At 73.3% G+C, this 25,634-nt stretch carries 22 protein-coding genes; 19 read left to right on the top strand and 3 right to left on the bottom strand.

Annotation, left to right across the window (positions count from 1 at the left end; all coding sequences use genetic code 11):
* Positions 1-238 precede the first annotated feature (238 nt).
* The 12 genes from ACZ4FH_RS02900 to ACZ4FH_RS02845 all read left to right on the top strand — a co-directional run bounded on the left by ACZ4FH_RS02900 (position 239) and on the right by ACZ4FH_RS02845 (position 16,361).
* Positions 239-2,674, top strand: coding sequence for a type IV secretory system conjugative DNA transfer family protein (locus ACZ4FH_RS02900; protein WP_467301808.1), 2,436 nt, complete (start codon positions 239-241; stop codon positions 2,672-2,674).
* 109 nt (positions 2,675-2,783) lie between these two features.
* The gene (locus ACZ4FH_RS02895; protein ID WP_467301806.1) at positions 2,784-4,352 is read left to right on the top strand and encodes a PucR family transcriptional regulator; all 1,569 of its coding nucleotides are present in this window, start codon (positions 2,784-2,786) and stop codon (positions 4,350-4,352) included.
* A 142-nt stretch (positions 4,353-4,494) separates the two neighbouring features.
* Positions 4,495-5,940 carry an aldehyde dehydrogenase family protein gene (locus ACZ4FH_RS02890; RefSeq protein WP_467301805.1) on the top strand — a complete coding sequence of 482 codons (1,446 nt, stop codon included), beginning with the start codon at positions 4,495-4,497 and terminating at the stop codon, positions 5,938-5,940.
* A gap of 363 nt (positions 5,941-6,303) precedes the next feature.
* Positions 6,304-7,575: a 3-phosphoshikimate 1-carboxyvinyltransferase gene (gene aroA, locus ACZ4FH_RS02885; RefSeq protein ID WP_467301804.1), complete on the top strand. Its 1,272-nt coding sequence runs from the start codon at positions 6,304-6,306 to the stop codon at positions 7,573-7,575.
* Between the two features lie 11 nt (positions 7,576-7,586).
* On the top strand, positions 7,587-8,081 hold the full coding sequence (locus ACZ4FH_RS02880) for a nucleotidyltransferase domain-containing protein (RefSeq protein ID WP_467301802.1): 495 nt from the start codon (positions 7,587-7,589) through the stop codon (positions 8,079-8,081).
* 92 nt (positions 8,082-8,173) lie between these two features.
* Complete coding sequence (locus tag ACZ4FH_RS02875) at positions 8,174-8,959, top strand: hypothetical protein (RefSeq protein WP_467301801.1); 786 nt, start codon at positions 8,174-8,176, stop codon at positions 8,957-8,959.
* 82 nt (positions 8,960-9,041) lie between these two features.
* On the top strand, positions 9,042-10,295 hold the full coding sequence (dxr, locus tag ACZ4FH_RS02870) for a 1-deoxy-D-xylulose-5-phosphate reductoisomerase (RefSeq protein WP_467301800.1): 1,254 nt from the start codon (positions 9,042-9,044) through the stop codon (positions 10,293-10,295).
* On the top strand, positions 10,292-11,602 hold the full coding sequence (locus ACZ4FH_RS02865; protein WP_467301798.1) for a M50 family metallopeptidase: 1,311 nt from the start codon (positions 10,292-10,294) through the stop codon (positions 11,600-11,602). The genes dxr and ACZ4FH_RS02865 overlap by 4 nt, the downstream gene beginning before the upstream one ends.
* 192 nt (positions 11,603-11,794) lie before the next feature.
* On the top strand, positions 11,795-12,949 hold the full coding sequence (gene ispG / locus ACZ4FH_RS02860) for a flavodoxin-dependent (E)-4-hydroxy-3-methylbut-2-enyl-diphosphate synthase (RefSeq protein WP_383644081.1): 1,155 nt from the start codon (positions 11,795-11,797) through the stop codon (positions 12,947-12,949).
* Positions 12,950-13,108: 159 nt separating this feature from the next.
* Positions 13,109-13,951, top strand: a complete 843-nt coding sequence (locus tag ACZ4FH_RS02855; protein WP_467302409.1) for a GNAT family N-acetyltransferase — start codon at positions 13,109-13,111, stop codon at positions 13,949-13,951.
* A 49-nt stretch (positions 13,952-14,000) separates the two neighbouring features.
* Positions 14,001-14,564 (top strand): GNAT family N-acetyltransferase, encoded by a 564-nt coding sequence (locus ACZ4FH_RS02850; protein ID WP_467301797.1) that lies wholly within the window; start codon positions 14,001-14,003, stop codon positions 14,562-14,564.
* A 96-nt stretch (positions 14,565-14,660) separates the two neighbouring features.
* Positions 14,661-16,361 (top strand): proline--tRNA ligase, encoded by a 1,701-nt coding sequence (locus tag ACZ4FH_RS02845; RefSeq protein ID WP_467301795.1) that lies wholly within the window; start codon positions 14,661-14,663, stop codon positions 16,359-16,361.
* Between the two features lie 71 nt (positions 16,362-16,432).
* Here ACZ4FH_RS02845 and ACZ4FH_RS02840 read toward each other — a convergent pair whose 3' ends face one another.
* From ACZ4FH_RS02840 to ACZ4FH_RS02830, 3 genes are read right to left on the bottom strand one after another with little or no spacing between them, the layout of a single operon-like run.
* On the bottom strand, positions 16,433-17,371 hold the full coding sequence (locus ACZ4FH_RS02840) for an aminoglycoside phosphotransferase family protein (protein WP_467301793.1): 939 nt from the start codon (positions 17,369-17,371) through the stop codon (positions 16,433-16,435).
* A gap of 29 nt (positions 17,372-17,400) precedes the next feature.
* Positions 17,401-17,928: a ferritin-like domain-containing protein gene (locus ACZ4FH_RS02835; RefSeq protein WP_467301791.1), complete on the bottom strand. Its 528-nt coding sequence runs from the start codon at positions 17,926-17,928 to the stop codon at positions 17,401-17,403.
* Positions 17,925-18,449, bottom strand: coding sequence for a hypothetical protein (locus ACZ4FH_RS02830; RefSeq protein WP_467301789.1), 525 nt, complete (start codon positions 18,447-18,449; stop codon positions 17,925-17,927). The genes ACZ4FH_RS02835 and ACZ4FH_RS02830 overlap by 4 nt, the downstream gene beginning before the upstream one ends.
* Positions 18,450-18,626: 177 nt before the next feature.
* Between ACZ4FH_RS02830 and rimP the strand changes: the two genes are divergently transcribed.
* From rimP to truB, 7 genes are all read left to right on the top strand, one after another.
* Positions 18,627-19,124: a ribosome maturation factor RimP gene (rimP, locus tag ACZ4FH_RS02825; protein WP_467301788.1), complete on the top strand. Its 498-nt coding sequence runs from the start codon at positions 18,627-18,629 to the stop codon at positions 19,122-19,124.
* A 2-nt stretch (positions 19,125-19,126) separates the two neighbouring features.
* Entirely contained in the window at positions 19,127-20,167 is a 1,041-nt protein-coding gene (gene nusA / locus ACZ4FH_RS02820; protein WP_147971225.1) for a transcription termination factor NusA, read from the top strand.
* A gap of 98 nt (positions 20,168-20,265) precedes the next feature.
* A complete protein-coding gene (locus ACZ4FH_RS02815) occupies positions 20,266-20,544 on the top strand; it encodes a YlxR family protein (RefSeq protein WP_450680688.1) in 279 nt (92 codons plus the stop codon).
* A gap of 147 nt (positions 20,545-20,691) precedes the next feature.
* Positions 20,692-23,757, top strand: a complete 3,066-nt coding sequence (gene infB / locus ACZ4FH_RS02810) for a translation initiation factor IF-2 (protein WP_467301785.1) — start codon at positions 20,692-20,694, stop codon at positions 23,755-23,757.
* A 137-nt stretch (positions 23,758-23,894) separates the two neighbouring features.
* Positions 23,895-24,191 (top strand): DUF503 domain-containing protein, encoded by a 297-nt coding sequence (locus ACZ4FH_RS02805; protein WP_383644054.1) that lies wholly within the window; start codon positions 23,895-23,897, stop codon positions 24,189-24,191.
* 22 nt (positions 24,192-24,213) lie between these two features.
* Complete coding sequence (gene rbfA, locus ACZ4FH_RS02800) at positions 24,214-24,666, top strand: 30S ribosome-binding factor RbfA (RefSeq protein ID WP_383644051.1); 453 nt, start codon at positions 24,214-24,216, stop codon at positions 24,664-24,666.
* Positions 24,663-25,559: a tRNA pseudouridine(55) synthase TruB gene (gene truB, locus ACZ4FH_RS02795; protein WP_467301783.1), complete on the top strand. Its 897-nt coding sequence runs from the start codon at positions 24,663-24,665 to the stop codon at positions 25,557-25,559. The genes rbfA and truB overlap by 4 nt, the downstream gene beginning before the upstream one ends.
* Positions 25,560-25,634 lie beyond the last annotated feature (75 nt).

The raw sequence follows: 25,634 nt of genomic DNA, 5'->3' as shown, positions 1-25,634 counted from the left end.
TCCTGGGGGGTGTCTCGGACGCTCTTGTTTCTGCAGGCTAGGCGGGGCGAGGGGGAGCGGGCATGCTCCGAACGGGAGTGGTGCGGGGCGTGTCCTTGTCCGCGACGGACAGAACGCACCGCGCGCACCGCGTCCACCCGGCCGGTCACCATCCGGGCGCGTTGCTGAACTCACCGTGAGAGCGCACTAGATTGACGGGTGCAGCGGTCGGACCCGGCTGGTCAGGGGGCAACGGTTCATGGAGAACGACGGTACGCACGGCGGCCGGGGCACGCGGGGGGCGCAGCCGCCCGACGGCCGGGCCGGAGGACCGGGCGGCTCCGTGCCGCGCCCGGCCGGACCGCCGCCCGCGTTCCCGCCCGCCGTCCCGCCGCCCGCCGCTCCCCGCACCGCCCCGCCGTCGAAGGCCGCGCCCGCGCCGCAGGCCGCCCGGCCCGCCTCGGCCACGGCCGCCTGGCTGGACACCCCCCGTCCCGCGACCGCGCCGGGGGTGTGGCGCTTCGCCCATGTGCCCCGGCCCGCCGAGCGGCCGCCGCGCCCCTCACTGGTCGGCCCGGTGGCCACGCTGGTGCTCTGGCTCCTGCTCTGGCTGCTCCTCACCGAGCGCGCCGTCCCCTATGTGTACAAACCGATCGAGATCATCACCGGACCCGAGTGGTGGTCCTTCGGCGGCCTCCGGGAGGACGCCCCGGCCCTGGTCGTCAACTCCACCACCCTCTACTACCAGGTGCTGGTGCTCGCCCTCGGCTTCTGGGCCGCCCGCCTCGGCGGCTGGGCCGACGTCTTCCGGTACTTCGCGGGGGACCGGGTCGCCCGCGCCCGGCTGTGGCTGACCGCGGGCGGCGCGGCCCTGACCGTCTGGCTCGTCTGGACCCGGCGGGTGCCGCTCGCCGACATCGTCCTGCCCGCCGTCCCCACCAGCTGGATGCGCGGCGGCGGCAACCCGTACGCGGCGCTCCTCGTCGCGCTCGTGCTCTACGCCCTGATCGGCACCGCGATCGTCTGGCCCTTCGCCCGCACCGGCCAGTGGGCCGCCGAGCTTCGCCGCCGCACCGGACGCCCCGCAGCCGCCCCGGACCGCCCCGCCGCACCCGTACAGCCCGGCGAGGACCGCGCCCACTGGCCCGAACTGCGGGCCGCGGGACACCCGGACGCCGCCGACGCGCTCACCGCCGCCGTGCGCAACGACCGGCTCAACGACGTGGACTGCGTACGGCTGCGCCACGCCTGGACCACCGCCCGCAACCGCCCCGACCTGCGCGAGACGTTCACCGCGGCCGTCCTGCGCAAGGGCGCCGACGCCTGTCTGCACCCCTCCGGCCTGCGTGATCTGCCCCGGCGCACCGCCCTCCACGACGCGCTCACCGGCCAGGTGCGGATCGGCTCCTGCGCCGACGACCCGCGCAACCCCTACGCGCGCCGGGGCGTCGGCATGGCGCTGGACCCCGCCTCGCTCGGCACCTCGCTGCTGGTCGTCGGACCGCCCGGATCCGGAAAGACCGAGCGGGTGGTCCGGCCGGTCGTCGAATCCCTCGCCCTGAGGGCGCTCACCGGCCAGGCGGCCGTCCTCGCCGTCGGCGGCGCGGGCGACCGGCTCGGCCCGGACGGCGCCTACGACGTCGTCGTCCGCATCGGCGACCCCGCGTCCGTGCACGACTTCGACCTCTACGGCGGCACGACCGACCCCGACGAGGCGGCCGCCGCCCTCGCCGAGGGACTGGCCGGAGACCTGCCCACCCTGGACACCCGGCGCGCAGCCACCGCACTCGGCCAGCTGCTGGGCCCCTACCGCGCGGTCCACGGCACCTTCCCCTCAGTCCCCGAACTGCGCGAACTCCTCGAAGGACCCGGCCCCGTCCTCGACGGACTGCGACGGGCCCTGGAGGCGGCCGGCCACCACCCGATGCTGCGCGAGCTGGACGCCCGCAGGCGCCAGGCCGGCGCCCCCGGGGACCCCGGCGCGGTGCTCGCCGACCGGATCGCGGTCCTCGACCGGCCCGCCTTCGCCGGGTTCTTCGCCACCGGCCCCGACGCCCGCCCCTTCTCGCTGCGCTCCCTGGAGCAGCACCCGCTGCGGGTCCGCGTCGACCTGCCGGAGCGCGCCCACGCGGAGGCCTCCCGGGTGCTGGCCCGGCTGATCCTCGCCCAGTTCAACGCCATCGCCGCGGCCCGCGCCGACCGCGGGCTCTTCGTCTGCCTGGTCCTGGACGACGCGACCCACACGGTCACCGCCGACACCGTCCGGGGCATCCGGAGGCTGCGTTCGGTCAACGCCGGGGCGGTCCTCGCCCTGCGCACCCTGGACGACGTGCCCGAGGAACTGCACACCGCGCTGCTCGGCGCGGTGGGCTGCGCCATGGCCTTCCCCGGCGTCACCACCTGGGACGGCAAACGCTTCGCCGAGGCCTGGGGCAAGGAGTGGGTGGAGGTCCGCGAGGTCGCCCAGCACGGCGTCTTCGCCGACCAGCCGCTCACCCGCGCCCTGCACTCCCTGCGGAAACTGGCCACCGGCAAGGCCGTCACCACGGACGCCGTCACCGTCCGCCAGGTCGAGCGCGAACGGTGGTCCGCCTCCGCCCTCGCCTACGAGCTGCCCCCGGGGCACGCGGTGCTCTCGCTCACCACGGTCGGCGGCGACCACGCGCCGCCGCTCCTGGTGCGGCTCGGCGACTGACTCCTCCGTACGGCGACGGTGACGGGGACTGCGCCACCCTGGCAGAATCGAGCCGAGCCGTTCATACGCCGCGGCGAAGTCGCCCCCGTCCGAAGGTCCCCCGATTCCCATGCCGCCCACGCTCGCCTCGCTCGTCCAGCACTCGGCCCTCAAACTCACGGTGCGGGCCGGGGCGGACCGTCTGGGTGTTCCGGTGCGCTGGGCGCACGCCAGCGAGCTGGCCGACCCCGTCCCCTACATGGAGGGCGGGGAACTGCTGCTGGTCACCGCCACCAACCTCGCCGCCGAGGACCCCGAGTCCATGCGGCGCTATGTGCGGCGGCTGGCCGGGGCCGGGGTCGTCGGGGTGGGCTTCGCGGTCGGCGTCACCTACGACGAGGTGCCGCAGCCGCTGGTCGACGCCGCCGAGGAGGCCGGGCTGCCGCTGCTGGAGGTGCCGCGGCGCACCCCGTTCCTCGCGATCGCCAAGGCCGTCTCCTCGGAGATCGCCGCCGACCAGTACCGGGCCGTCACGGCCGGCTTCGAGGCCCAGCGCGAGCTGACCCGGGCGGCCCTCACCGGCGACGGACCCGCCGAACTCCTCACCCGGCTCGCCGCCCACGTCGACGGCTGGGCCGCGCTCTACGACGCCTCGGGCGCCGTCGTCGCCGCCGCGCCCGACTGGGCGGCCCGCCGCGCCGCCCGGCTCACCCCGGACGTGGTGCGGCTGAGGGAGCGCCCGGCACCGGCCAGCGTCGTCGTCGGCGGCACCGAGGACCGCGTCGAACTGCAGTCCCTGGGCACCGGCCGGCACGTCCGCGGGGCCCTGGCCGTCGGCACCGGAGCGGCGCTCGGCACCGCCGAACGGTACGCGGTCCACTCCGCCGTCGCCCTGCTCACGCTCACCACCGCCCGCAACCGCTCGCTCCAGGGCGCCGAACAGCGGCTCGGCGCCGCCGTGCTGCGGATGCTGCTGGCCGGGCAGTCGGACCACGCCCGCGCCGTCGCCGGCGACCTGTACGGGGGACTGCTCGACGCCCCCTTCCGGCTGGTCATCGCCGAGGCCGCCGACGCCCAGGACACCGCGCCGCTGGCCGAGGTCATGGAGACCGCCGCCGCCCGCTGCGGGGAGACCCTGCTGATGGTGCCGGAGGGCGAGCGCCTGGTCGTGCTGGCCGCGGACGGCGGCGCCGCGGTCGCCGCCTGCACCGGCTACGCCGAGGCGCGGGAGGCCGCGTCCCCCGGCGAACCGGCGGCGGAGGAGCCCGCGGTGACCGTCGGCCTCTCCGCACCGTCCGGCCCGATCGCCGTCTCCGCCGCGTACAAACAGGCCGAACAGGCCCTCTCCGTCGCCCGCAGGCGCGGCAGGGCCCTGGTCGAGCACGAGGAACTGGCCACGGGCTCCGTGCTGCCGCTGCTCGCCGACGACGCGGTCAGGGCCTTCGCCGACGGCATGCTCCGTGCGCTGTACGAGCACGACGCCAAGGGGCGCGGCGACCTCGTCGCCTCGCTGCGGGCCTGGCTCGCCCACCACGGCCAGTGGGACGCCGCCGCGGCGGACCTCGGCGTCCACCGGCACACCCTGCGCTACCGGATGCGCCGGGTCGAGGAGATCCTCGGCCGCTCGCTCGACGACCCGGACGTCCGCATGGAGCTGTGGCTGGCCCTCAAGGTCACCGGCTCCCCGGCCACCGCCTGACCGGCCCGTGGCCACCGCACCGCCTCGGACAATCCGGCGCACCCGTGGACGCCTCTGCTCCACGCCGGACAAACGCCGGAAGGCCGTCACGGCCCTACGGTGGGGACGGCACACCCCACGACTCCGAAGGGCCACCACCTCCATGACCTCCACCCACGCCTTCTGGCTGGCCGGCCGCGAGGCCACCGGCGAGGACAGCTTCGACGTCACCAACTCCTGGGACGGACGCCTGGTCGGCACGGTCAGCGTGCCCACCGAGGCCCAGGTGGAGGAGGCCGTGGCCGCCGCGCACGCGGTGCGCGAGGAGTTCGCCGCCACCCCGGCGCACGTCCGCGCCGCCGCCCTCGACCACGTCGCCCGACGGCTGGCCGAGCGCACCGAGGAGATCGCCCAGGTGATCTCCGCCGAGAACGGCAAGCCCATCAAGTGGGCCCGCGGCGAGGTCGGCCGGGCCGTCTCCGTGTTCCGCTTCGCCTCCGAGGAGGCCCGCCGCTTCAACAGCGGCGACGCCCAGCGTCTGGACACCGACGCCGGAGGCACCGGCCGGCTCGGTCTGACCCGCCGCTTCCCGCGCGGCACGGTCCTCGGGATCGCGCCGTTCAACTTCCCGCTCAACCTGAGCGCCCACAAGGTCGCCCCGGCCATCGCCGTCGGCGCCCCGATCATCCTCAAGCCCGCCCCGGCCACCCCGATCTCCTCGCTGATCCTGGGCGAGCTGCTGGCCGAGACCGACCTCCCGGCCGGCTCCTGGTCGGTCCTCACGGTCCCCAACGACCGGATGCCCGCCCTCGTCCAGGACGAGCGGCTGCCCGTGATCTCCTTCACCGGCTCCGCCCCGGTCGGCTACGCGATCATGGACTCGGTGCCCCGCAAGCACGTCACCCTGGAACTCGGCGGCAACGGCGCCGCCGTCGTCCTCGGCGACTACGCCTCCGACGCGGACCTCGACTGGGCCGCCACCCGCATCGCCACCTTCTCCAACTACCAGGGCGGCCAGTCCTGCATCTCGGTGCAGCGCGTCATCGCCGACGCCGCCGTCTACGACCGGCTGCTGCCCCGGATCGTCGCGGCCGTCGAGGCCCAGGTCACCGGCGACCCCTCGGACGCCGCCACCGACGTCGGCCCGCTGGTCGACGAGAAGGCCGCCCAGCGCGTCGAGTCCTGGGTCGACGAGGCCGTCCGGGCCGGCGCCGAACTCCTCGCGGGCGGTACGCGCGACGGGGCGACGTACGCCCCGACCGTCCTCGCCGGACTCCCCGACGACGTCACCCTCGCCCACGAGGAGGTCTTCGGCCCGGTCCTCTCGGTGCGGAAGACCGACGGCGAGGACGAGGCCTTCGCCGCCGTGAACTCCTCCAAGTACGGCCTCCAGGCAGGCGTGTTCACCCACGACATCCAGGCCGCCTTCCGCGCCCACCGCGCCCTGGAGGTCGGCGGCGTGATCATCGGCGACGTCCCCTCCTACCGCGCCGACCAGATGCCGTACGGCGGCGCCAAGCAGTCCGGCGTCGGCCGCGAGGGCGTCCGCTTCGCCATGGACGACTACACCTACGAGCGCGTCCTGGTCCTCACCGGCCTCGCCCTCTAGGTCCTGTCGTCACACTGCCGTCGTCGCCCGAAGGGCGGCCCTGCGGGGTCAGGTGCGTGCTCTCGGTGTGCCGGGTGCGGGTCCTCGTACCGGACGTACTCGGGCCTGTGCCCGGTGCGGCGAGAGCGCGTGCATGGCCCCGCGGGGCAGGCGGCAGTGTGACGGCAGGGCCTAGGAGCACCCCAGGCCCTGCCGGCCGCCGCACGCTTCCGCCCGGACAGTGAGACGGCGGCGGCGGACGGCAGGGGAGCGGCCCGAACCCGGAACTGTGCGGGGGTTCGGGCCGCTCCGGTGCCCGGCCGGGGCGTCCACCCGATGGACGCGCGCCGCCGCCGCGCGCCCCGCACGGCAGGATGGACGCCCGTGACCGTCATCCATGTCCCCGGTTCCAAGTCCGTCACCGCGCGCGCCCTCTTCCTGGCCGCCGCCGCGCACGGCACCACCACCCTCGTACGCCCGCTGGCCTCCGACGACACCGAAGGCTTCGCCGAGGGCCTCGGGGCACTCGGCTACCAGGTGGAGCGCGGGCCGGACGGCTGGCGGCTGACCGGCCGTCCGTCCGGGCCCTCCGCCGCCGAGGCCGACGTCTACTGCCGGGACGGGGCGACCACCGCCCGGTTCCTGCCGACCCTGGCCGCCGCGGGCGAACGCGGCAGCTTCCGCTTCGACGCCTCGGCCCAGATGCGCCGCCGCCCGCTCGGCCCGCTCACCGAGGCGCTCCGCGCCCTCGGCGTCGACCTCCGCCACGAGGAGGCGGAAGGCCACCACCCGCTGCGCATCGAGGCCGCCGGGATCAAGGGCGGCGCGCTCACCCTGGACGCCGGCCAGTCCAGCCAGTACCTCACCGCGCTGCTGATGCTCGGGCCGCTGACCGAGAACGGCCTCACGATCACCGTCACCGATCTGGTGTCCGCCCCGTACATCGAGATCACCCTCGCGATGATGCGGGACTTCGGCGTCGAGGTCGCCCGGAGCGGCCCCGGCGGCACCGTCTTCACCGTGCCGCCCGGCGGCTACCGGGCCACCACCTACGCCGTCGAACCGGATGCCTCCACCGCCAGTTACTTCTTCGCGGCGGCGGCCCTCGCGGGCGGCGAGGTCACCGTGCCCGGCCTCGGAGAGGGGGCCCTCCAGGGCGATCTGGCCTTCGTCGACGTGCTGCGGCGGATGGGCGCGGACGTCCGGACGACCGCCGGGGGCACGACGGTCCGCTCCACCGGCCGCCTCGACGGCCTCACCGTCAACATGCGCGACATCTCCGACACCATGCCGACCCTCGCCGCGATCGCCCCCTTCGCCTCCGGACCGGTCCGCATCGAGGACGTCGGCAACACCCGGGTCAAGGAGTGCGACCGGCTGGAGGCGTGTGCGGACAACCTCCGGCGCATGGGCATCACCGTCACCACCGGCCCCGACTGGATCGAGATCCTGCCCGGCACCCCGGCGCCCGCCCGGATCGAGACCCACGGCGACCACCGCATCGTCATGTCCTTCGCCGTCACCGCGCTGCGCACGCCGGGCGTCACGTACGACGACCCCGGCTGCGTCCGCAAGACCTTCCCCGGCTTCCACGACGCCTTCGCCGCCTTCGCCGGGCGGCTGGAGCGGGAGACCCCGCGGGGCACGGGAGGATAGGCTCCGGACCCATGATGTCCGCGTCCGAAGTGCTGTCCGTACTCGCTCTGTTGGAGGAGGCCGGTACGGAGGTGGCGCTGGCCGGCGGCTGGGGGGTCGACGCCCTCGTCGGCGAGGAGACCCGCGCGCACGGCGACCTCGACCTGCTGCACCGGCGGGAGCAGGAACCGGCCGTCGTGGCCGCGCTCGCCGCCGCCGGGTACACCGAGACGCTGGACCAGCGTCCCGTGCGCTTCGTCATGAGCCGCCCCGACGGCGCCTCGGTCGATCTGCACCCGCTCCGCTTCGCCGCCGACGGCTCGGCCGTCCAGTCCTCGTTCGACCCGGAGAAGCCGTTCGCCTACCCGGCGGACTGCTTCGTCGGCGGCACGGTCGGCGGGCGCGGGGTGCGCTGCATCTCGGCCGCCCGGCAGGCCGACTTCCACCGCGGCTACGAGCCGCGCCCGCAGGACCTGCACGACACGGCCCTGCTGCGGGACAGGTGCGGTGTGACGACGCACTTCTGAGACCGCGCGGCCCGGCGGACCCCGGACCGCGGACATCCAGCACAATCGACCGTCGGCCGGCGGCGCGAGCGCGGGCGCCGGAGGATCAGGAAATGGGGACAGGCATGCACGGGGTGAGGAACCAGCGGGTCCGGTGGCGCCGGACGGCGGCCGTCGGGATCGCCGTCGCGACGGTGCTCGGGGCGTCGGCCTGCGGCAGCGACAAGGACGAGGACGCCGGGGCGGCCAAGGACGCCAAGGCGTCCGCCCCGGCCACCGGGACCCCGGCGCCGACGGACGGCGCGCCCGACGAGGCCCGGCTGACGGCGGCCTCCCTGACCGACGGCCAGAAGATCGGCCGCTACACGGCCTCCGAGTACATCCTCGACGGCCCGCTCGGCGACGGCTACACCGCGTCCCCCGCCGTCTGCCAGCCGCTCGTCAGCCTCGCCGCCGAGGCCGCCGACCCGGACCCCGCCGCACAGGTCCAGCGCAAGGTCGACATCCCGGACGAGATGCTCGGTCTCACCGTCGACGTCACCCTGCGCGGCTACGGCGGCGACGGGGCGGCCACCGTGATGAAGTCCCTCGACAAGGCGGGGAAGGACTGCGCCGGCGGATTCACCGAACAGCGCGCGGTCGCCTCCGCGAAGTACCTGAAGGTCGAACCGGCCGAGGCCCCCGCCTTCGCCTCCGAGGCCGACGAGGCGAAGGCGTACCGCTTCACGATCCTCGACGTGAAGGGGAAGGCCACGCTCTACGAGTACCTCACGGTGGTCCGCTCCGGCTCCACGACCCTCGCCTTCCGCGGGGAGATCACCGGCACCCGGGACATCGGCGGGGTGCCCCCGGAGATCATGACCGCGGCCTGGACCGCGTTCCGTTCGGCGAAGGGCTGAGGACACCGTGAGCGAACCGTCCCGACGCGGCGCCGGGGGCGCCCTGTCCGCGCACACAGCCGATGCGGCAACAATGGGGGGCATGAGCGACAGCCCCGCCCCCCTCGCCGACCCGCACCTCCGCTTCGACACCGCGGAGGGCCGCCGGGATCTCGTCGTCCTCGGCTCCACCGGATCCGTCGGAACGCAGGCCGTCGACCTGGTCCTGCGCAACCCCGACCGCTTCCGCGTCACCGCGCTCTCCGCCGCGGGCGGACGCGTCGCCCTCCTCGCCGAACAGGCCCGCCGCCTGCGGGTGCGCACGGTCGCGGTCGCCTCCGCCGACGCGGTGCCCGCCCTGCGCGAGGCGCTGGCGAAGGAGTACGGCACGGGCGAACAGCCCCCCGAGATCCTCGCCGGACCCGACGCCGCCGCCGAACTGGCCGCGAGCGACTGCCACACCGTGCTCAACGGCATCACCGGCTCCATCGGCCTCGCGCCGACCCTGGCCGCGCTGAAGGCGGGCCGCACCCTGGCGCTCGCCAACAAGGAATCGCTCATCGTCGGCGGACCCCTGGTCAAGGCGCTCGCCGCGCCCGGCCAGATCATCCCCGTCGACTCCGAGCACGCCGCCCTCTTCCAGGCGCTCGCCGCCGGCACCCGCGCCGATGTGCGCAAGCTCGTCGTCACCGCCTCCGGCGGACCCTTCCGGGGCCGTACCCGCGACGAACTCTCCGGCGTCACCCGGGAACAGGCGCTCGCCCACCCGACCTGGGCCATGGGCCCGGTCATCACGATCAACTCGGCGACCCTGGTCAACAAGGGCCTGGAGGTCATCGAGGCGCACCTCCTCTACGACATCCCCTTCGAGCGGATCGAGGTCGTCGTCCACCCCCAGTCGTACGTGCACTCCATGGTCGAGTTCACCGACGGCTCGACCCTCGCCCAGGCCACCCCGCCCGATATGAGCGGCCCCATCGCGATCGGACTGGGCTGGCCGCAGCGGGTGCCCGACGCCGCCCCCGCCTTCGACTGGACCAAGGCCTCCACCTGGGAGTTCTTCCCGCTGGACACGGAGGCCTTCCCGTCCGTCGGGCTCGCCCGGCACGTGGGAGCCCTGGGCGGCACCGCGCCCGCCGTGTTCAACGCGGCGAACGAGGAGTGCGTGACCGCGTTCCTGGACGGGCGGCTGGCGTTCAACGGGATCATGGACACGGTCACCGCCGTCGTCGAGGAACACGGCACACCGGCGGCGGGAACCTCACTGACGGTCGCGGACGTCCTTGAGGCGGAGGCCTGGGCGCGGACCCGGGCCAGGGAACTCTCGGCCGAGGCCACCGCGGAGGCGCGCGCATGAGCACGACGACGATCCTGCTGACGATCCTCGGCATCGCGGTCTTCGCCTTCGGCCTGCTCTTCTCCATCGCCTGGCACGAACTCGGCCACCTCTCCACGGCCAAGCTCTTCGGCATTCGCGTCCCCCAGTACATGGTCGGCTTCGGCCCGACGATCTGGTCGCGGAAGAAGGGCGACACGGAGTACGGCATCAAGGCCATCCCGGCCGGCGGCTACATCCGCATGATCGGGATGTTCCCGCCGGGCCCGGACGGCCGGCTGGAGGCCCGCTCCACCTCGCCGTGGCGCGGCATGATCGAGGACGCCCGCTCCGCCGCCTTCGAGGAACTGGAACCGGGCGACGAGACCCGCCTCTTCTACACGCGCAAACCGTGGAAGCGCGTCATCGTGATGTTCGCCGGACCCTTCATGAACCTGGTCCTGGCCGTGGCGATCTTCCTCGGCGTCGCCATGACCTTCGGCTTCCAGACCCAGACGACCGATGTCGCCGGGGTCCAGAAGTGCGTGATCGCGCAGAGCGAGAAGCGTGAGACCTGCAAGGCCTCCGACCCGGTCTCGCCCGCCCAGGCCGCCGGGCTCAAGGTGGGCGACAAGATCGTCGCCTTCAACGGCGAGAAGGTCGACGAGTGGTCCACGCTCTCCGACCGGATCCGCGACACGATCGGCCCCGCCACCATCACCGTGCAGCGCGACGGGCAGGAGCAGACCCTGCACGCCGTACTGAAGCGGAACGCGGTGGCGAAGAAGGACTCCGACGGCGAGGTGATCCCCGGGAAGTTCGTCGACGCCGGCTACCTCGGCTTCGCGGCCAAGACGGAGATCCTCCCGCTCACCTTCGGCGAGTCCGTCGTCCGCATGGGCGACATGATCGAGAACGGCGTGGACTCGATCATCGCCCTGCCCTCCAAGATCCCGGACCTCTGGGACGCGGCCTTCAGCGACGGCGAGCGCGCGGCGGACTCCCCGGTGGGCGTCGTCGGCGCCGCCCGGATCGGCGGCGAGGTGATGACGCTGGACGTCCCGGCGCAGAACCAGATCGCGATGATGCTGTTCCTGCTGGCCGGCTTCAACCTCTCGCTGTTCCTCTTCAACATGCTGCCGCTTCTCCCGCTGGACGGCGGACACATCGCGGGCGCCCTCTGGGAGGCGCTGCGCCGCAACCTTGCCAAGGTCTTCCGGCGCCCCGACCCGGGCCCGTTCGACGTGGCCAAGCTGATGCCGGTCGCCTATGTCGTCGCCGGGGTGTTCATCTGCTTCACCCTGCTCGTCCTGGTCGCCGACGTCGTCAATCCGGTCAAGATCTCCTGACCGCTCCCGGACGCGCCGCGCGAGTCCCCGTGCACCCCGAGTGACGGGTGGTGCGCGCGGTGCGTCCGGGCCGCTGATTTTTCCCGGGCTCCCGGACGCGGTGTGCTCCGGGCCGCACGGGGTGACGTAACCTCGAAGGCCGGAGCCCGCCGATCTCGGGACCTTGATCCACACCTTGGGGATGCTCAGCGCATGACTGCGATTTCTCTCGGAATGCCCGACGTTCCGACCAAGCTCGCCGACCGGAGGGTCAGCCGCAAGATCCAGGTCGGCTCCGTGGCGGTCGGCGGGGACGCACCGGTCTCGGTGCAGTCGATGACCACGACGCGCACCTCGGACATCGGCGCCACCCTCCAGCAGATCGCCGAACTGACCGCCTCGGGCTGTCAGATCGTGCGCGTGGCCTGTCCGACCCAGGACGACGCGGACGCCCTGGCGACCATCGCCGCGAAGTCCCAGATCCCGGTGATCGCGGACATCCACTTCCAGCCGAAGTACGTGTTCGCCGCGATCGACGCCGGCTGCGCGGCCGTCCGCGTCAACCCGGGCAACATCAAGCAGTTCGACGACAAGGTCAAGGAGATCGCGCGCGCGGCCAAGGACGCCGGCACGCCGATCCGCATCGGCGTCAACGCCGGATCGCTGGACGCCCGTCTCCTCCAGAAGTACGGCAAGGCCACCCCCGAGGCCCTGGTCGAGTCCGCGCTCTGGGAGGCGTCGCTCTTCGAGGAGCACGACTTCCACGACATCAAGATCTCGGTCAAGCACAACGACCCGGTCGTCATGGTCAACGCCTACCGCCAGCTCGCCGCCCGGTGCGACTACCCCCTGCACCTCGGCGTCACCGAGGCCGGCCCCGCCTTCCAGGGCACCATCAAGTCCGCCGTCGCCTTCGGCGCCCTGCTCAGCGAGGGCATCGGCGACACCATCCGGGTCTCCCTCTCCGCCCCGCCCGCGGAGGAGGTCAAGGTCGGCATCCAGATCCTGGAGTCGCTCAACCTTCGCCAGCGCCGCCTGGAGATCGTCTCCTGCCCCTCCTGCGGCCGCGCCCAGGTGGACGTCTACAAGCTCGCCGACCAGGTCAGCGCCGGCCTCGAAGGCATGGAGGTGCCGCTGCGCGTCGCCGTCATGGGCTGTGTCGTCAACGGCCCCGGCGAGGCCCGCGAGGCCGACCTCGGTGTCGCCTCCGGCAACGGCAAGGGCCAGATCTTCGTCAAGGGCGAGGTCATCAAGACCGTCCCCGAGTCGAAGATCGTCGAGACCCTCATCGAAGAGGCCATGAAGATCGCCGAGCAGATGGAGAAGGACGGCATCGCCTCCGGCGAGCCCGAGGTCTCCATCAGCTGACCCCGTGTCCCTCCCGACCGCGCCCCGCCGGAGCACCGCTCCGCGCGGGGCGCCGTCCGTGAGCGGGGCCGGCGGCCGATCCCGGCCACGAGCGGCGGTCCACAGCCTCTGCGGGTACAGTGCGGAAATCAGCAGACCGTATGGTGAGGCCCCCTCGTGTTGACGCAGACCACCACCCGGGTCCTCGAACCCAGCGACCTCGGCGCCGCCCTCGCGGTGCTGGAGAGCGACCCCGTAGCCAACGCCTTCGTGACCTCCCGGGTCCAGATCGCCGGCCTCGACCCCTGGCGCCTCGGCGGCGAGATGTGGGGCTGGTACGCCGACGGGCACCTGCGCTCCCTCTGCTACTCCGGCGCCAATCTCGTCCCCATCTGCGCCACCCCCGAGGCCGTCCGCGCCTTCGCCGACCGCGCCCGCCGGGCCGGCCGCCGCTGCTCCTCGATCGTCGGTCCCGCCGAGCCCACCGCCCAGCTCTGGCGGCTGCTGGAGCCGGGCTGGGGCCCCGCCCGCGAGGTCCGCGCCAACCAGCCGCTCATGGTCACCGAGAGCCCTTCCGCCGAGATCGCCCCCGACCCGCTGGTGCGCCGCGTCCGCAAGGACGAGATGGAGGTGCTCATGCCGGCCTGCGTCGCCATGTTCACCGAGGAGGTCGGCATCTCCCCGCTCGCCGGTGACGGCGGCCTGCTCTACCAGGCCCGGGTCGCCGAGCTGATCGGAGCCGGCCGCTCCTTCGCCCGGATCGACGACGGCAAGGTCGTCTTCAAGGCGGAGATCGGCGCCACCACCCCGCAGGCCTGCCAGATCCAGGGCGTCTGGGTCGCCCCGGAGTTCCGCGGCCGGGGCCACTCCGAGACCGGCATGGCCGCCGTCCTGCGCTACGCGCTCGCCGATGTCGCCCCGGTCGTCAGCCTGTACGTCAACGACTTCAACACCCCCGCCCGCAAGGCGTACCGCCGCATCGGCTTCCGGGAGACCGGCGCCTTCATGAGCGTCCTGTTCTGACCCGCCCGGACCGTACCCGGCGCCGCGCCGCGGACAGTAGGGTCGGTTCATGGCAGCACTTCCCGGGGGAGGCCCCCGCACTCCCGGCGTCCGGATCGCACCGATCGATCTCGCCGCACGCGTGGACGAGGCGCTCGCCGTGCAGGCCGTCGCCTTCGGACTCGGACCCGACGAGGTCAACGTCCGCCGCCACATCGTGCTCCGGCACCTGGAGCACCCGCAGGCACGCGCGCTCGGCGCGCTGACCCCCGCCGGCGACCTGGCCGGCTTCGTCTACGGCATGCCCAACGAACGCGGCCACTGGTGGTCCACCGTCGTCGAGCCGTATCTGCGCGCCACCGGCTCGGCCGGCTGGCTCGACGACGCCTTCGTCATCACCGAACTGCACGTCCACCCCGACCACCAGAACCGGGGCATCGGCCGCGCGCTGATCACCACCGTCACCGACGGCGTGGACGAGCCCCGCTCCATCCTCTCCGCCATCGACACGGACAGCCCCGCCCGCGGCCTGTACCACTCGCTCGGCTACCGCGACCTGGCCCGGCAGGTGTTCTTCCCCAGCGCCCCGCTGCCGTACGCGGTCATGGGAGCGCCGCTTCCGCTGGCCCGGTGAGGGGCCGTCCGGGACCTGCCGGGACGAATCGATTTCCGCCCGCCGCCGCTGCCCGGCTAACCTCCTGCACATCACCCTTCCGAGCAGGAGTTCATCATGGCCCAGGTCCAGCGCATGTCCCGATTGATGATCAAGACACTGCGCGACGACCCGGCGGACGCCGAGACGCTCAACCACAAGCTCCTCGTCCGCGCCGGTTACGTACGCCGCACCGCGGCCGGCATCTGGTCCTGGCTGCCGCTCGGCAAGAAGGTGCTGGAGAACATCACCCGCGTCGTCCGCGAGGAGATGGACGCCATCGGCGGCCAGGAGGTGCTGCTCCCCGCCCTGCTGCCCAAGGAGGCGTACGAGGCGAGCGGACGGTACGACGAGTACGGCGACCTGCTGTTCCGCCTCAAGGACCGCAAGGGCGCCGACTACCTCCTCGGCCCCACGCACGAGGAGATCTTCACCCAGGTCGTCAAGGACATGTGCTCGTCCTACAAGGACCTGCCCGTCATCCTGTACCAGATCCAGACGAAGTACCGCGACGAGGCCCGCCCCCGCGCCGGTGTGCTGCGCGGCCGCGAGTTCCAGATGAAGGACTCGTACTCCTTCGACACCAGCGACGAGGGCCTGGCCGAGGCCTACCAGCTGCACCGCGCCGCCTACATCCGGATCTTCGAGCGCCTCGGCCTCGACCACCGGATCGTCTCCGCCGTCTCCGGCGCCATGGGCGGTTCCGCGTCCGAGGAGTTCCTGGCCCCCGCCCCGGCCGGCGAGGACACCTTCGTCGACTGCCCGAACTGCGACTACGCGGCGAACACCGAGGCCGTCACCTTCGTCGCCACCGAGGTGGACGGTTCGGCGACCGGCCCCGTCGAGGAGCTGGACACCCCCGACACCCCGACCATCGAGACCCTCGCCGCCCACCTCGGCGTCCCGGCCTCCGCCACGCTGAAGAACCTCCTGGTCAAGGTCGACGGCGAGATCGTCGCCGTGGGCGTCCCCGGCGACCGCGAGGTCGACCTCGGCAAGCTGGGCGAGCACCTGGCCCCCGCCGTCGTCGAACTCGTCACGGCCGAGGACTTCGTGGGCCGCCCCGACCTGGTCCGCGGCTACGTCGGCCCCCAGGGCCTGGAGAAGGTCCGCTACATCGCCGACCCCCGGGTCGCCGCCGGCACCGCCTGGATCACCGGCGCCAACAAGGACGGCAAGCACGCGAAGAACGTCGTCGCGGGCCGCGACTTCGAGGTCGACGACTACCTCGACGTCGTGGTCGTCGAGGCGGGCGACCCCTGCCCCAAGTGCGGCACCGGCCTCCAGGTGGACCGCGCCATCGAGATCGGCCACATCTTCCAGCTCGGCCGCAAGTACGCCGACATCTTCTCCCTCGACGTCCTCGGCCAGCAGGGCAAGCCGGTCCGCGTCACGATGGGCTCGTACGGCATCGGCGTCTCGCGCGCGGTGGCCGCCCTCGCCGAGCAGACCGCCGACGACAAGGGCCTGTGCTGGCCCCGCGAGGTCGCCCCGGCCGATGTGCACGTCGTCGCCGCCGGCAAGGCGCTCCAGACCGAGCTGGCCCTCGACGTCTCCGAGAAGCTGGGCGCCGCCGGTCTGCGGGTCCTGGTCGACGACCGCCCCGGCATCTCGCCCGGCGTGAAGTTCACCGACTCCGAGCTGATCGGCGTCCCCCAGATCCTGGTCGCCGGCCGCCGCTCGGCCGAGGGCGTCCTGGAGCTGAAGGACCGCCGCACCGGCGAGCGCGAGGAACTGACGGTCGAGGAGGCCATCGCCCGCCTGACCGCGCGCGACTGATCCCGCCGTACGCCGAAGGGCCCCGCACGGACGACCGTGCGGGGCCCTTCGGGTGTACGGGAGAGGTCCGGCTACAGCCAGCCGGCGAACTCCAGCGTCACCTCGCCCTCCTCGCGGCGGCCCGCGGCCAGCGCCCGGGTGCCGGACTCGACCGCGCGGAACAGCGTCCAGCCGTACAGCCGGTCCTGGTCCACGTCCAGGGAGTCGGCGAGCTTCCGGATCCGGCGCCGCGCGGTCCCCGCTCCACTGGGCGAGGCGATCAGGTCCTCGACCCGGTCCCGCACCAGCCGCGCCAGATCGTAGGCGCGTTCCCCGACGACCGGCTCCGGGCCGACCGTCAGCCAGGGCGCGCGTTCGCCCGAGAGCACCTTGCTCTGGCGGAAGTTGCCGTGCAGCAGCAGCGTCTCGGGGGAGTGCGCGACCAGTTCCTCGCGGGCCGCGAGCGCCGCCGCGACCATGTCCGCGAGCGCGGGATCGGCCTCGGCGGCCTCCCGCATCGGCGCGGTCCTGCGCCCGGTCCGCTCGGCGACCGTCTCGAAGCCGTGCCCGGCGGGCGGTTCCACCCAGAGCCGCCGCACCGTTCCGGCGGCCTCCAGCAGCGCCTTGGCCTCCGGCAGCGAGCGCAGCGACATCTCGGGGTGCAGCCGCTCCAGCAGCAGCGCCCCGCCGGCCTCCCGCCCGGTGGCCGCGGGCTCCTCGCCGGGCCCCGGGAGGAGCATCACCGAGCCCCAGCCGTTCCAGTGCGCCAGCGCCGCCCGTTCGCACTCCGGCGCCGCCCCCGAGGGGGCGAGCTTGAGCGCCGCGGGGGTGCCGTCGGCCGCCCGGACCAGCAGGACCAGGCTGGAGCGTCCGCCGGGCGCGGCGACCCGTTCCACGGTCAGCTCCCGTCCGCCGGCCGCCAGGGCCCGCGCGGTCAGTTCCGGAAGCCGTGCGAGCCAGTCCCCGGCGGCCGTATCCCCGTACGACTCGCCGAGCGCTCGCACCAGACGCTGCGGCGGTTCAAAACCCATACGTGCCGTGTTCCCTTTCAGAGCCTTCTTCAGTGCGTCGCGCCGTCCCGGGCCTTCGCATCGGACCCGGCCCGGGTGCCGGGCCCGGCCGCCTTCCTCTCCGCCGTCCCGTCCTTCAGGGACCCGTCCGGGGCCCGCTCGGCGAGCCCGGGAAAGGCTACGCCGCCGCCCCGCCAGCGCACGGCGCGCACCGCGGCCTCCCGCAGGGCGTCCGCCGCCGACCGCCGCAGCGGCCCCCGGGAGGCCCGTACGAGGTCGGAGTAGACATCGGCCACCCCGTCCTCCAGCGCGGCGGCGAGCCGGACGGCCGAGGCCGCGTCCGGTACCGCGAAGGGCAGAGCGTACGCGGCGGCCGCCGCCACCGGTTCACCGCCCAGGTCCCGGACCGTGCGCACCAGCGCGTCGCGCCGGGCCCGGTGGGCGTGGTGCGCGGCGGTCGCCTCCGGGCGGCGGGCCGGTGCCACCCGGGCCCCGGCGACCCCGTAGCCGTACACGGCGGCGTGCTCGGCCGCCAGCGCCGCCTGGGCGGCCCGCAGCGTCCCGTCGTCCTCGCTCATCCCTCGGTCTCCTTCGCCAGCGCGGTCAGCAGATAGGCGTGGGCGGAGGCCGCGGCGGCGACCGAGGCGAGGAGCCGGGCCAGTTCCGGCGGGGCCTTCATCAGCGCCTCGGTGTGCGTGGCCGCGGCCTGCCGCTCCGCGGCGGCCAGTTCCCGTACGGCCGCCGCGGCGGTCGTGGTGCCCGGCCGGGTCCGCACCATGGAGAGCGAGGCCCCGGTGCCCTGCCCGAGCGCGACGAGATGGGCGCGCACCGCGTCGCGCAGCGGCGCGAGACCGGACGCGGTCGCCGGATGGGCCTCGATCACGCTGTCGTACCGGGCCAGCAGTGTGGTGCCGACCTGCCGTGCCGCCGTCCGCAGGGTGGTCTCCGTGCGCGCCGCCGAGACCCGGTCGGCGGAGGTCCCGGTGCCCGCGCGGGCACCGTCCCCGTCATCGCCGCCGCAGCCGGCCAGCACCGCCCCCGTGGCCACCGCTCCCGCGGCGGTGAGGGCCCCCCTGCGCGTCGTCCCCGTGCGCCGCACTTGTTCTCCTTCGGGCTTGAACCTGTTGTGACTGGATCTGTCCTGAAGTGATCACCGCAGGCGAGCGTACCCGCGCCCGGCGGGCAGGCGGACGGCAACACCCCTTGCGACCGGATACCCTTTGACCTGACACGCGACGATCCCCACAACAGCACACGCGGCCGAGGAGTCACCCGGATGAGCACCACCCAGAGCGAGAGGCTGCGCGGGCTGGTCGAACCGCTCGTCAGCGCCGACCAGCTGGATCTGGAAGAGATCGAAGTGTCCCGGGCCGGCCGCCGCCGGGTCCTGCGGATCATCGTGGACTCCGACGAGGGCGTGGAGCTCGACACCTGCGCGGATCTGAGCCGCGCGATCTCGGCCCGGCTGGACGAGACCGACGTGATGGGCGAGGACGAGTACGTCCTGGAGGTCAGCTCCCCGGGCGCCGACCGCCCGCTGACCGAGCACCGCCACTACGTCCGTGCCACCGGCCGGCTGGTCAGACTCGTCCCGCGCGAGGGCGCCGAGCTGGTCGCCCGGGTGCTGGACGTCGACGAGGAGGGCCTCGATCTGGAGGTCCCCGGCGTCAAGGGCCGCAAGCCCACCTCCCGCCGGATGGCCTTCGACGACATCGCCAGGGCGCGCGTGGAACTGGAATTCAACCGCAAGGACAAGAAGGAAGAGGAGGCGTAGCCGTGGACATCGATGTGAAGCTTCTGAAGGGCTTGGCGCAGGACAAGGAGATCCCGTTCGACGTGCTCGTCGAGGCGATCGAGTCGGCCCTCCTCATCGCGTACCACCGCACCGACGGCAGCCACCGCCGGGCGCGGGTCGAGCTGGACGAGCGCGGCCATGTGACCGTGTGGGCCAAGGAGGACCCGGCCGATCTGGAGGAGGGCCAGGAGCCCAAGGAGTTCGACGACACCCCGTCGGGCTTCGGCCGGATCGCCGCGACCACCGCCAAGCAGGTCATCCTGCAGCGGCTGCGCGACGCGGAGGACGACCGGACCTTCGGCGAGTACGCCGGCCACGAGGGCGATGTCGTCACCGGCGTCGTCCAGCAGGGCAAGGACCCGAAGAACGTCCTGGTCGACATCGGCAAGCTGGAGGCCATCCTCCCCGTCCAGGAGCAGGTGCCGGGCGAGGAGTACACCCACGGCCTGCGGCTGCGCACCTATGTCGTCCGGGTCGCCAAGGGCGTCCGCGGTCCGTCCGTGACGCTGTCGCGGACCCACCCCAACCTGGTGAAGAAGCTCTTCGCGCTGGAGGTCCCGGAGATCGCCGACGGTTCCGTCGAGATCTGCGCGATCGCCCGCGAGGCCGGCCACCGCACCAAGATCGCGGTCCGCTCCACCCGCTCCGGGCTCAACGCCAAGGGCGCCTGCATCGGCCCGATGGGCGGCCGGGTCCGCAATGTGATGGCCGAGCTGCACGGCGAGAAGATCGACATCGTCGACTGGTCGGACGACCCGGCGGAGATGGTCGCCAACGCGCTTTCACCCGCACGGGTGAGCGAGGTCGAGGTCGTTGACCTCGGGGCCCGCTCCGCCCGGGTGACCGTGCCGGACTACCAGCTCTCGCTGGCGATCGGCAAGGAGGGCCAGAACGCCCGGCTCGCCGCCCGGCTGACCGGCTGGCGCATCGACATCCGCCCCGACACCGAGACGGACGCCGAGCGCGACGTCGCGGACCGGGAGCGGGCCGAGCGGGCCCGGGAGCGTTCCGAGCGCCGCTGAGGGAATAGATCTCGACGGCGCGCCGCTGAGATCACGACAACATCCGTTCGATTTTTGCCCCAAAGGGGTGAGGTCGATGCGGGGAGGTAGACTTAACCGTGTCTGGCCGGACGCACGCCCGCGCTTGCCCCGAGCGAACCTGTGTGGGATGCCGGGAGCGAGCGGGCAAGAGTGAGCTGCTGCGCATCGTGGCGGACGGGGACGTCTGTGTCCCCGATCCACGCGGTACGCTGCCCGGCCGGGGTGCGTATGTGCACCCCGTCTCCGTCTGTCTGGACCTGGCGGTTCGCCGCCGGGCATTCCCCCGGGCCTTCAAGGCCAAGGGGCCGTTCGACCCCACTGCGGTGCAGAGGTTCGTCGAGCGGGTGACACCGTAGGAAATGAACGGCACGGGACCCCGTGCGGTCAGGTACCTCGCGAGTTGGAAGTAGGTCGAGATTGCGATGAGCACTCGATGAGTACGCGATGAGTACGCCCATGAAGTAGCGACGGTCCGGCGGTAACCCGGACCTAAAAGGAGCGAAGTGGCTAAGGTCCGGGTATACGAACTCGCCAAGGAGTTCGGTGTGGAGAGCAAGGTCGTCATGGCCAAGCTCCAGGAACTCGGTGAATTCGTCCGTTCGGCGTCCTCGACGATCGAGGCGCCGGTTGTACGCAAGTTGACTGACGCACTGCAGGGGCCCGGCGGCAACGCCGGCAAGCCCGCTGCCAAGCCGGGCGCGCCTCGCAAGGCCGCCCCCGCCAAGCCCGCGGCGCCGTCTCCGGCCGCCGCGGCACGTCCCGCTGCCCCGAAGCCCGGCGCCCCGGCCCCCAAGCCGGCCGCCGCCGAGGCCCCGCGCAGCACCCCCGCCCCGTCGGCGGGTCCGCGACCGGGCCCGAAGCCGGCGCCCCGGCCCGGCCCGGCCACCCCGGTGCCCGCGGCCGAGTTCTCGGCCCCGGCTCCGGCCCCGGCCCAGCCTTCGGCCCCGCAGCCGCAGGCACCGCGCCCCGCCGGCGCCACCCCGGGACCCCGTCCCGCGGGCGGCTCGGCGCGTCCCGGTCCGGCCGGCGGCCAGCGCGACGGCGGCCGCGGCGGCGAGCGCCCCGCGCGTCCCGCCGGCCAGGGCGCCCCGCGCCCCGGCGCACGTCCGGCGGGTCCCCGTCCGGGCAACAACCCCTTCACCTCCGGCGGCTCGACGGGCATGGCCCGTCCGCAGGCGCCCCGTCCCGGCGGCGCCCCGCGTCCCGGCGGCGGCCAGGAGCGTCCGGGCGCCCCGCGTCCGCAGGGCGGCCCCGGTGGCGCCCCGCGCCCGCAGGGCCAGGGCCAGGGCGGCGCACGCCCGACCCCCGGCGGCATGCCGCGTCCGCAGGCGCCCCGTCCCGGCGGCGCCCCCGGTGGTAACCGTCCGAACCCGGGCATGATGCCGCAGCGTCCCGCTGCCGGTCCCCGTCCGGGCCCCGGCGGCCGTGGTCCCGGTGGCGGCGGCGGTCGTCCCGGCGGCGCGGGCCGTCCCGGTGGCGGTGGCTTCGCGGGCCGTCCGGCCGGTCCCGGCGGCGGTGGCGGCGGCTTCGCCGGCCGTCCCGGCGGCGGCGGTGGCGGCGCGGGCCGTCCCGGTGGTGGCGGTGGCTTCGGCGGCCGTCCCGGTTTCGGTGGCCGTCCCGGCGGTCCCGGTGGCCGCGGTGGCACGCAGGGCGCCTTCGGCCGTCCCGGCGGTCCCGCGCGTCGCGGTCGCAAGTCGAAGCGGCAGAGGCGCCAGGAGTACGAGGCCATGCAGGCCCCGTCGGTGGGCGGCGTCATGCTGCCCCGTGGCAACGGGCAGGCCGTCCGGCTGTCGCGCGGTGCCTCGCTGACCGACTTCGCGGAGAAGATCAACGCCAACCCGGCGTCGCTCGTCGCCGTGATGATGAACCTCGGCGAGATGGTGACCGCCACGCAGTCGGTCTCCGACGACACGCTGAAGCTCCTCGCGGACGAGATGAACTACGTCCTGGAGATCGTCAGCCCGGAGGAGGAGGACCGCGAGCTGCTCGAGTCCTTCGACATCGAGTTCGGCGAGGACGAGGGCGGCGAAGAGGCCCTGGTCTCCCGTCCGCCGGTCGTGACCGTCATGGGTCACGTCGACCACGGTAAGACCCGACTGCTGGACGCGATCCGCAAGACGAACGTCATCGCGGGCGAGGCCGGCGGCATCACGCAGCACATCGGTGCCTACCAGGTCTCCGCCGAGGTCAACGGCGAGGACCGTCGGATCACCTTCATCGACACCCCGGGTCACGAGGCGTTCACCGCCATGCGTGCCCGTGGTGCGAAGTCCACCGACATCGCGATCCTCGTGGTGGCGGCGAACGACGGTGTGATGCCCCAGACGATCGAGGCGCTGAACCACGCCAAGGCGGCCGACGTGCCGATCGTGGTCGCGGTCAACAAGATCGACGTCGAGGGCGCCGACCCGACCAAGGTGCGCGGTCAGCTCACCGAGTTCGGTCTGGTGGCCGAGGAGTACGGCGGCGACACGATGTTCGTCGACATCTCCGCCAAGCAGGGTCTGCACATCGACCAGCTGCTGGAGGCCGTCGTCCTCACCGCCGACGCCTCGCTCGACCTGCGGGCCAACCCGGAGCAGGACGCGCAGGGCATCGCGATCGAGTCCCACCTCGACCGCGGCCGCGGTGCGGTCTCGACCGTCCTCGTCCAGCGCGGCACGCTGCGCATCGGCGACACGATGGTGGTCGGCGACGCGTACGGCCGAGTCCGGGCGATGCTCGACGACAACGGCAACAACGTCGAGGAAGCGGGTCCCTCGACCCCCGTCCTCGTGCTCGGTCTCACCAACGTCCCGGGCGCCGGCGACAACTTCCTGGTGGTCGACGAGGACCGTACGGCCCGTCAGATCGCCGAGAAGCGTGCCGCCCGCGAGCGCAACGCCAACTTCGCCCGCAAGGGCGTCCGGTTCTCCCTGGAGAACCTGGACGAGGCGCTCAAGGCCGGTCTGGTCCAGGAGCTCAACCTCATCATCAAGGGCGACGCGTCCGGTTCGGTGGAGGCTCTCGAGTCCTCGCTGCTCCAGCTCGACGTCGGTGAAGAGGTCGACATCCGGGTCCTGCACCGCGGTGTGGGTGCGGTCACCGAGTCGGACATCGACCTGGCGACCGGCTCCGACGCCATCGTGATCGGCTTCAACGTGCGCGCCGCAGGGCGTGCGCAGCAGATGGCCGACCGCGAGGGTGTGGACGTCCGCTACTACTCGGTCATCTACCAGGCGATCGAGGAGATCGAGGCGGCCCTCAAGGGCATGCTCAAGCCGGAGTACGAAGAGGTCGAGCTCGGCACGGCGGAGATCCGCGAGATCTTCCGCTCGTCCAAGCTGGGCAACATCGCCGGTGTGCTGGTCCGCTCCGGAGAGGTCAAGCGCAACACCAAGGCGCGCCTGCTGCGCGATGGCAAGGTCATCGCGGAGAACCTCACCATCTCCGGTCTGCGCCGCTTCAAGGACGACGTCACCGAGATCCGCGAAGGCTTCGAGGGCGGTATCAACCTCGGCAACTTCAACGACATCAAGATCGACGACGTCATCGCGACGTACGAGATGCGCGAGAAGCCGCGAGGCTGACCCGTACCTCAACAGTCGGGGCCGGTCGACGGGACGTATTTCCGTCGATCGGCCCCGGCCGTTCCGTGTACGGTTCTGATGTCCCTGCCATCGACCGGCGGGGCGCGAACCCGAACCGGCGGGACATCCGGACACACATGTATGTGGGGACACTGTCCTTCGACCTGCTTCTCGGCGACGTACGGTCGCTGAAGGAGAAGCGTTCCGTGGTCCGCCCGATCGTCGCCGAACTCCAGCGCAGATACGCGGTGAGCGTGGCGGAGACGGGCGGGCAGGACCTCCATCGCAGGGCCGAGATCGGCCTCGCCGTGGTCTCCGGGGACACCCGGCACCTCACAGACGTACTCGACCGGTGCGAGCGCCTCGTCGCCGCCCGGCCGGAAGTGGAGCTGCTGTCCGTACGACGGCGGCTGCACAGCGACGAAGACGATTGAGCAAGGCGAAGGAGACGGACCAGTGGCCGACAACGCGCGGGCTAAGAAGCTGGCGGACCTCATCCAGGAGGTGGTCGCCCAGAAACTTCAGCGCGGAATCAAGGACCCGCGCCTGGGGACGCACGTGACCATCACGGACGTCCGGGTCACCGGCGACCTGCGGGAGGCCACGGTCTTCTACACGGTCTACGGCGACGACGAGGAGCGGGCGAGCGCCGCGGCCGGTCTGCAGAGCGCCAAGGGCATCCTGCGGTCGGCGGTCGGCTCGGCGGCGGGGACGAAGTTCACCCCGACCCTCGCCTTCGTGGCGGACGCGCTGCCCGAGAACGCGCGGGCGATCGAGGACCTCCTCGACCGCGCGCGGGCCTCGGACGCCAAGGTGCGCGAGGCGTCCTCGGGCGCCACGTACGCCGGCGAGGCGGACCCGTACCGCAAGCCGGAGGACGAGAACGACGAGGACAACGCCTCCGAATGACGCAGAACACCGTGCCGGACGGACTTGTCGTGGTCGACAAGCCGTCCGGCTTCACTTCGCACGACGTCGTCGCCAAGATGCGCGGGATCGCCCGGACCCGGCGGGTCGGCCACGCCGGCACGCTGGACCCGATGGCGACCGGTGTGCTCGTGCTCGGCGTCGAGAGGGCGACCAAGCTCCTGGGCCATCTCGCGCTGACCGAGAAGGAGTACCTCGGTACGATCCGGCTCGGCCAGAACACGATCACGGACGACGCGGAGGGCGAGATCATCTCGTCCGCCGACGCCTCCGGGGTGACGCGCGAGGCCATCGACGCGGGGGTGGCCGCGCTGACCGGCGCCATCATGCAGGTGCCGTCCAAGGTCAGCGCCATCAAGATCGACGGCAAGCGGTCCTACGCGCGGGTGCGCGGGGGCGAGGAGTTCGAGATCCCGGCCCGGCCGGTGACCATCTCCTCCTTCCGGGTCTACGACGTCCGCGAGGCCGTCGCCGAGGACGGCACACCCGTGACCGACCTGGTCGTCTCGGTGGTCTGCTCCTCCGGTACGTACATCAGGGCGATCGCCCGCGACCTCGGGGCCTCGCTGGGCGTGGGCGGGCATCTGACCGCCCTGCGGCGGACCCGGGTCGGCCCGTACGGGCTGGACGTCGCGCGCACGCTCGACCAGCACCAGGAGGAGCTGGTCGTGATGCCGGTGGCGGAGGCCGCCGACTCGGCGTTCCCGCGCTGGGACGTCGACGAGAAGCGGGCGAAGCTCCTGCTGAACGGGGTGCGGCTCGACATGCCCGCGTACCCGCCCGGCCCGGTCGCGGTCTTCGGACCCGACGGCCGCTTCCTCGTCCTCGTCGAGGAGCAGAAGGGCAAGGCCAAGAGCCTCGCCGTCTTCGCCTGACCCCGTGTCCGGCAAACCCCTCCGATTCACTCCAACGGGCAGGCGCTCGGAGTGAATCGGAGGGGCAAACGGGGC

It is taken from the genome of Streptomyces sp. NPDC024555 (assembly GCF_055559335.1).
Note: the sequence above shows the minus strand (reverse complement) of the source record. Positions and strands in the feature narration are given on the sequence as shown.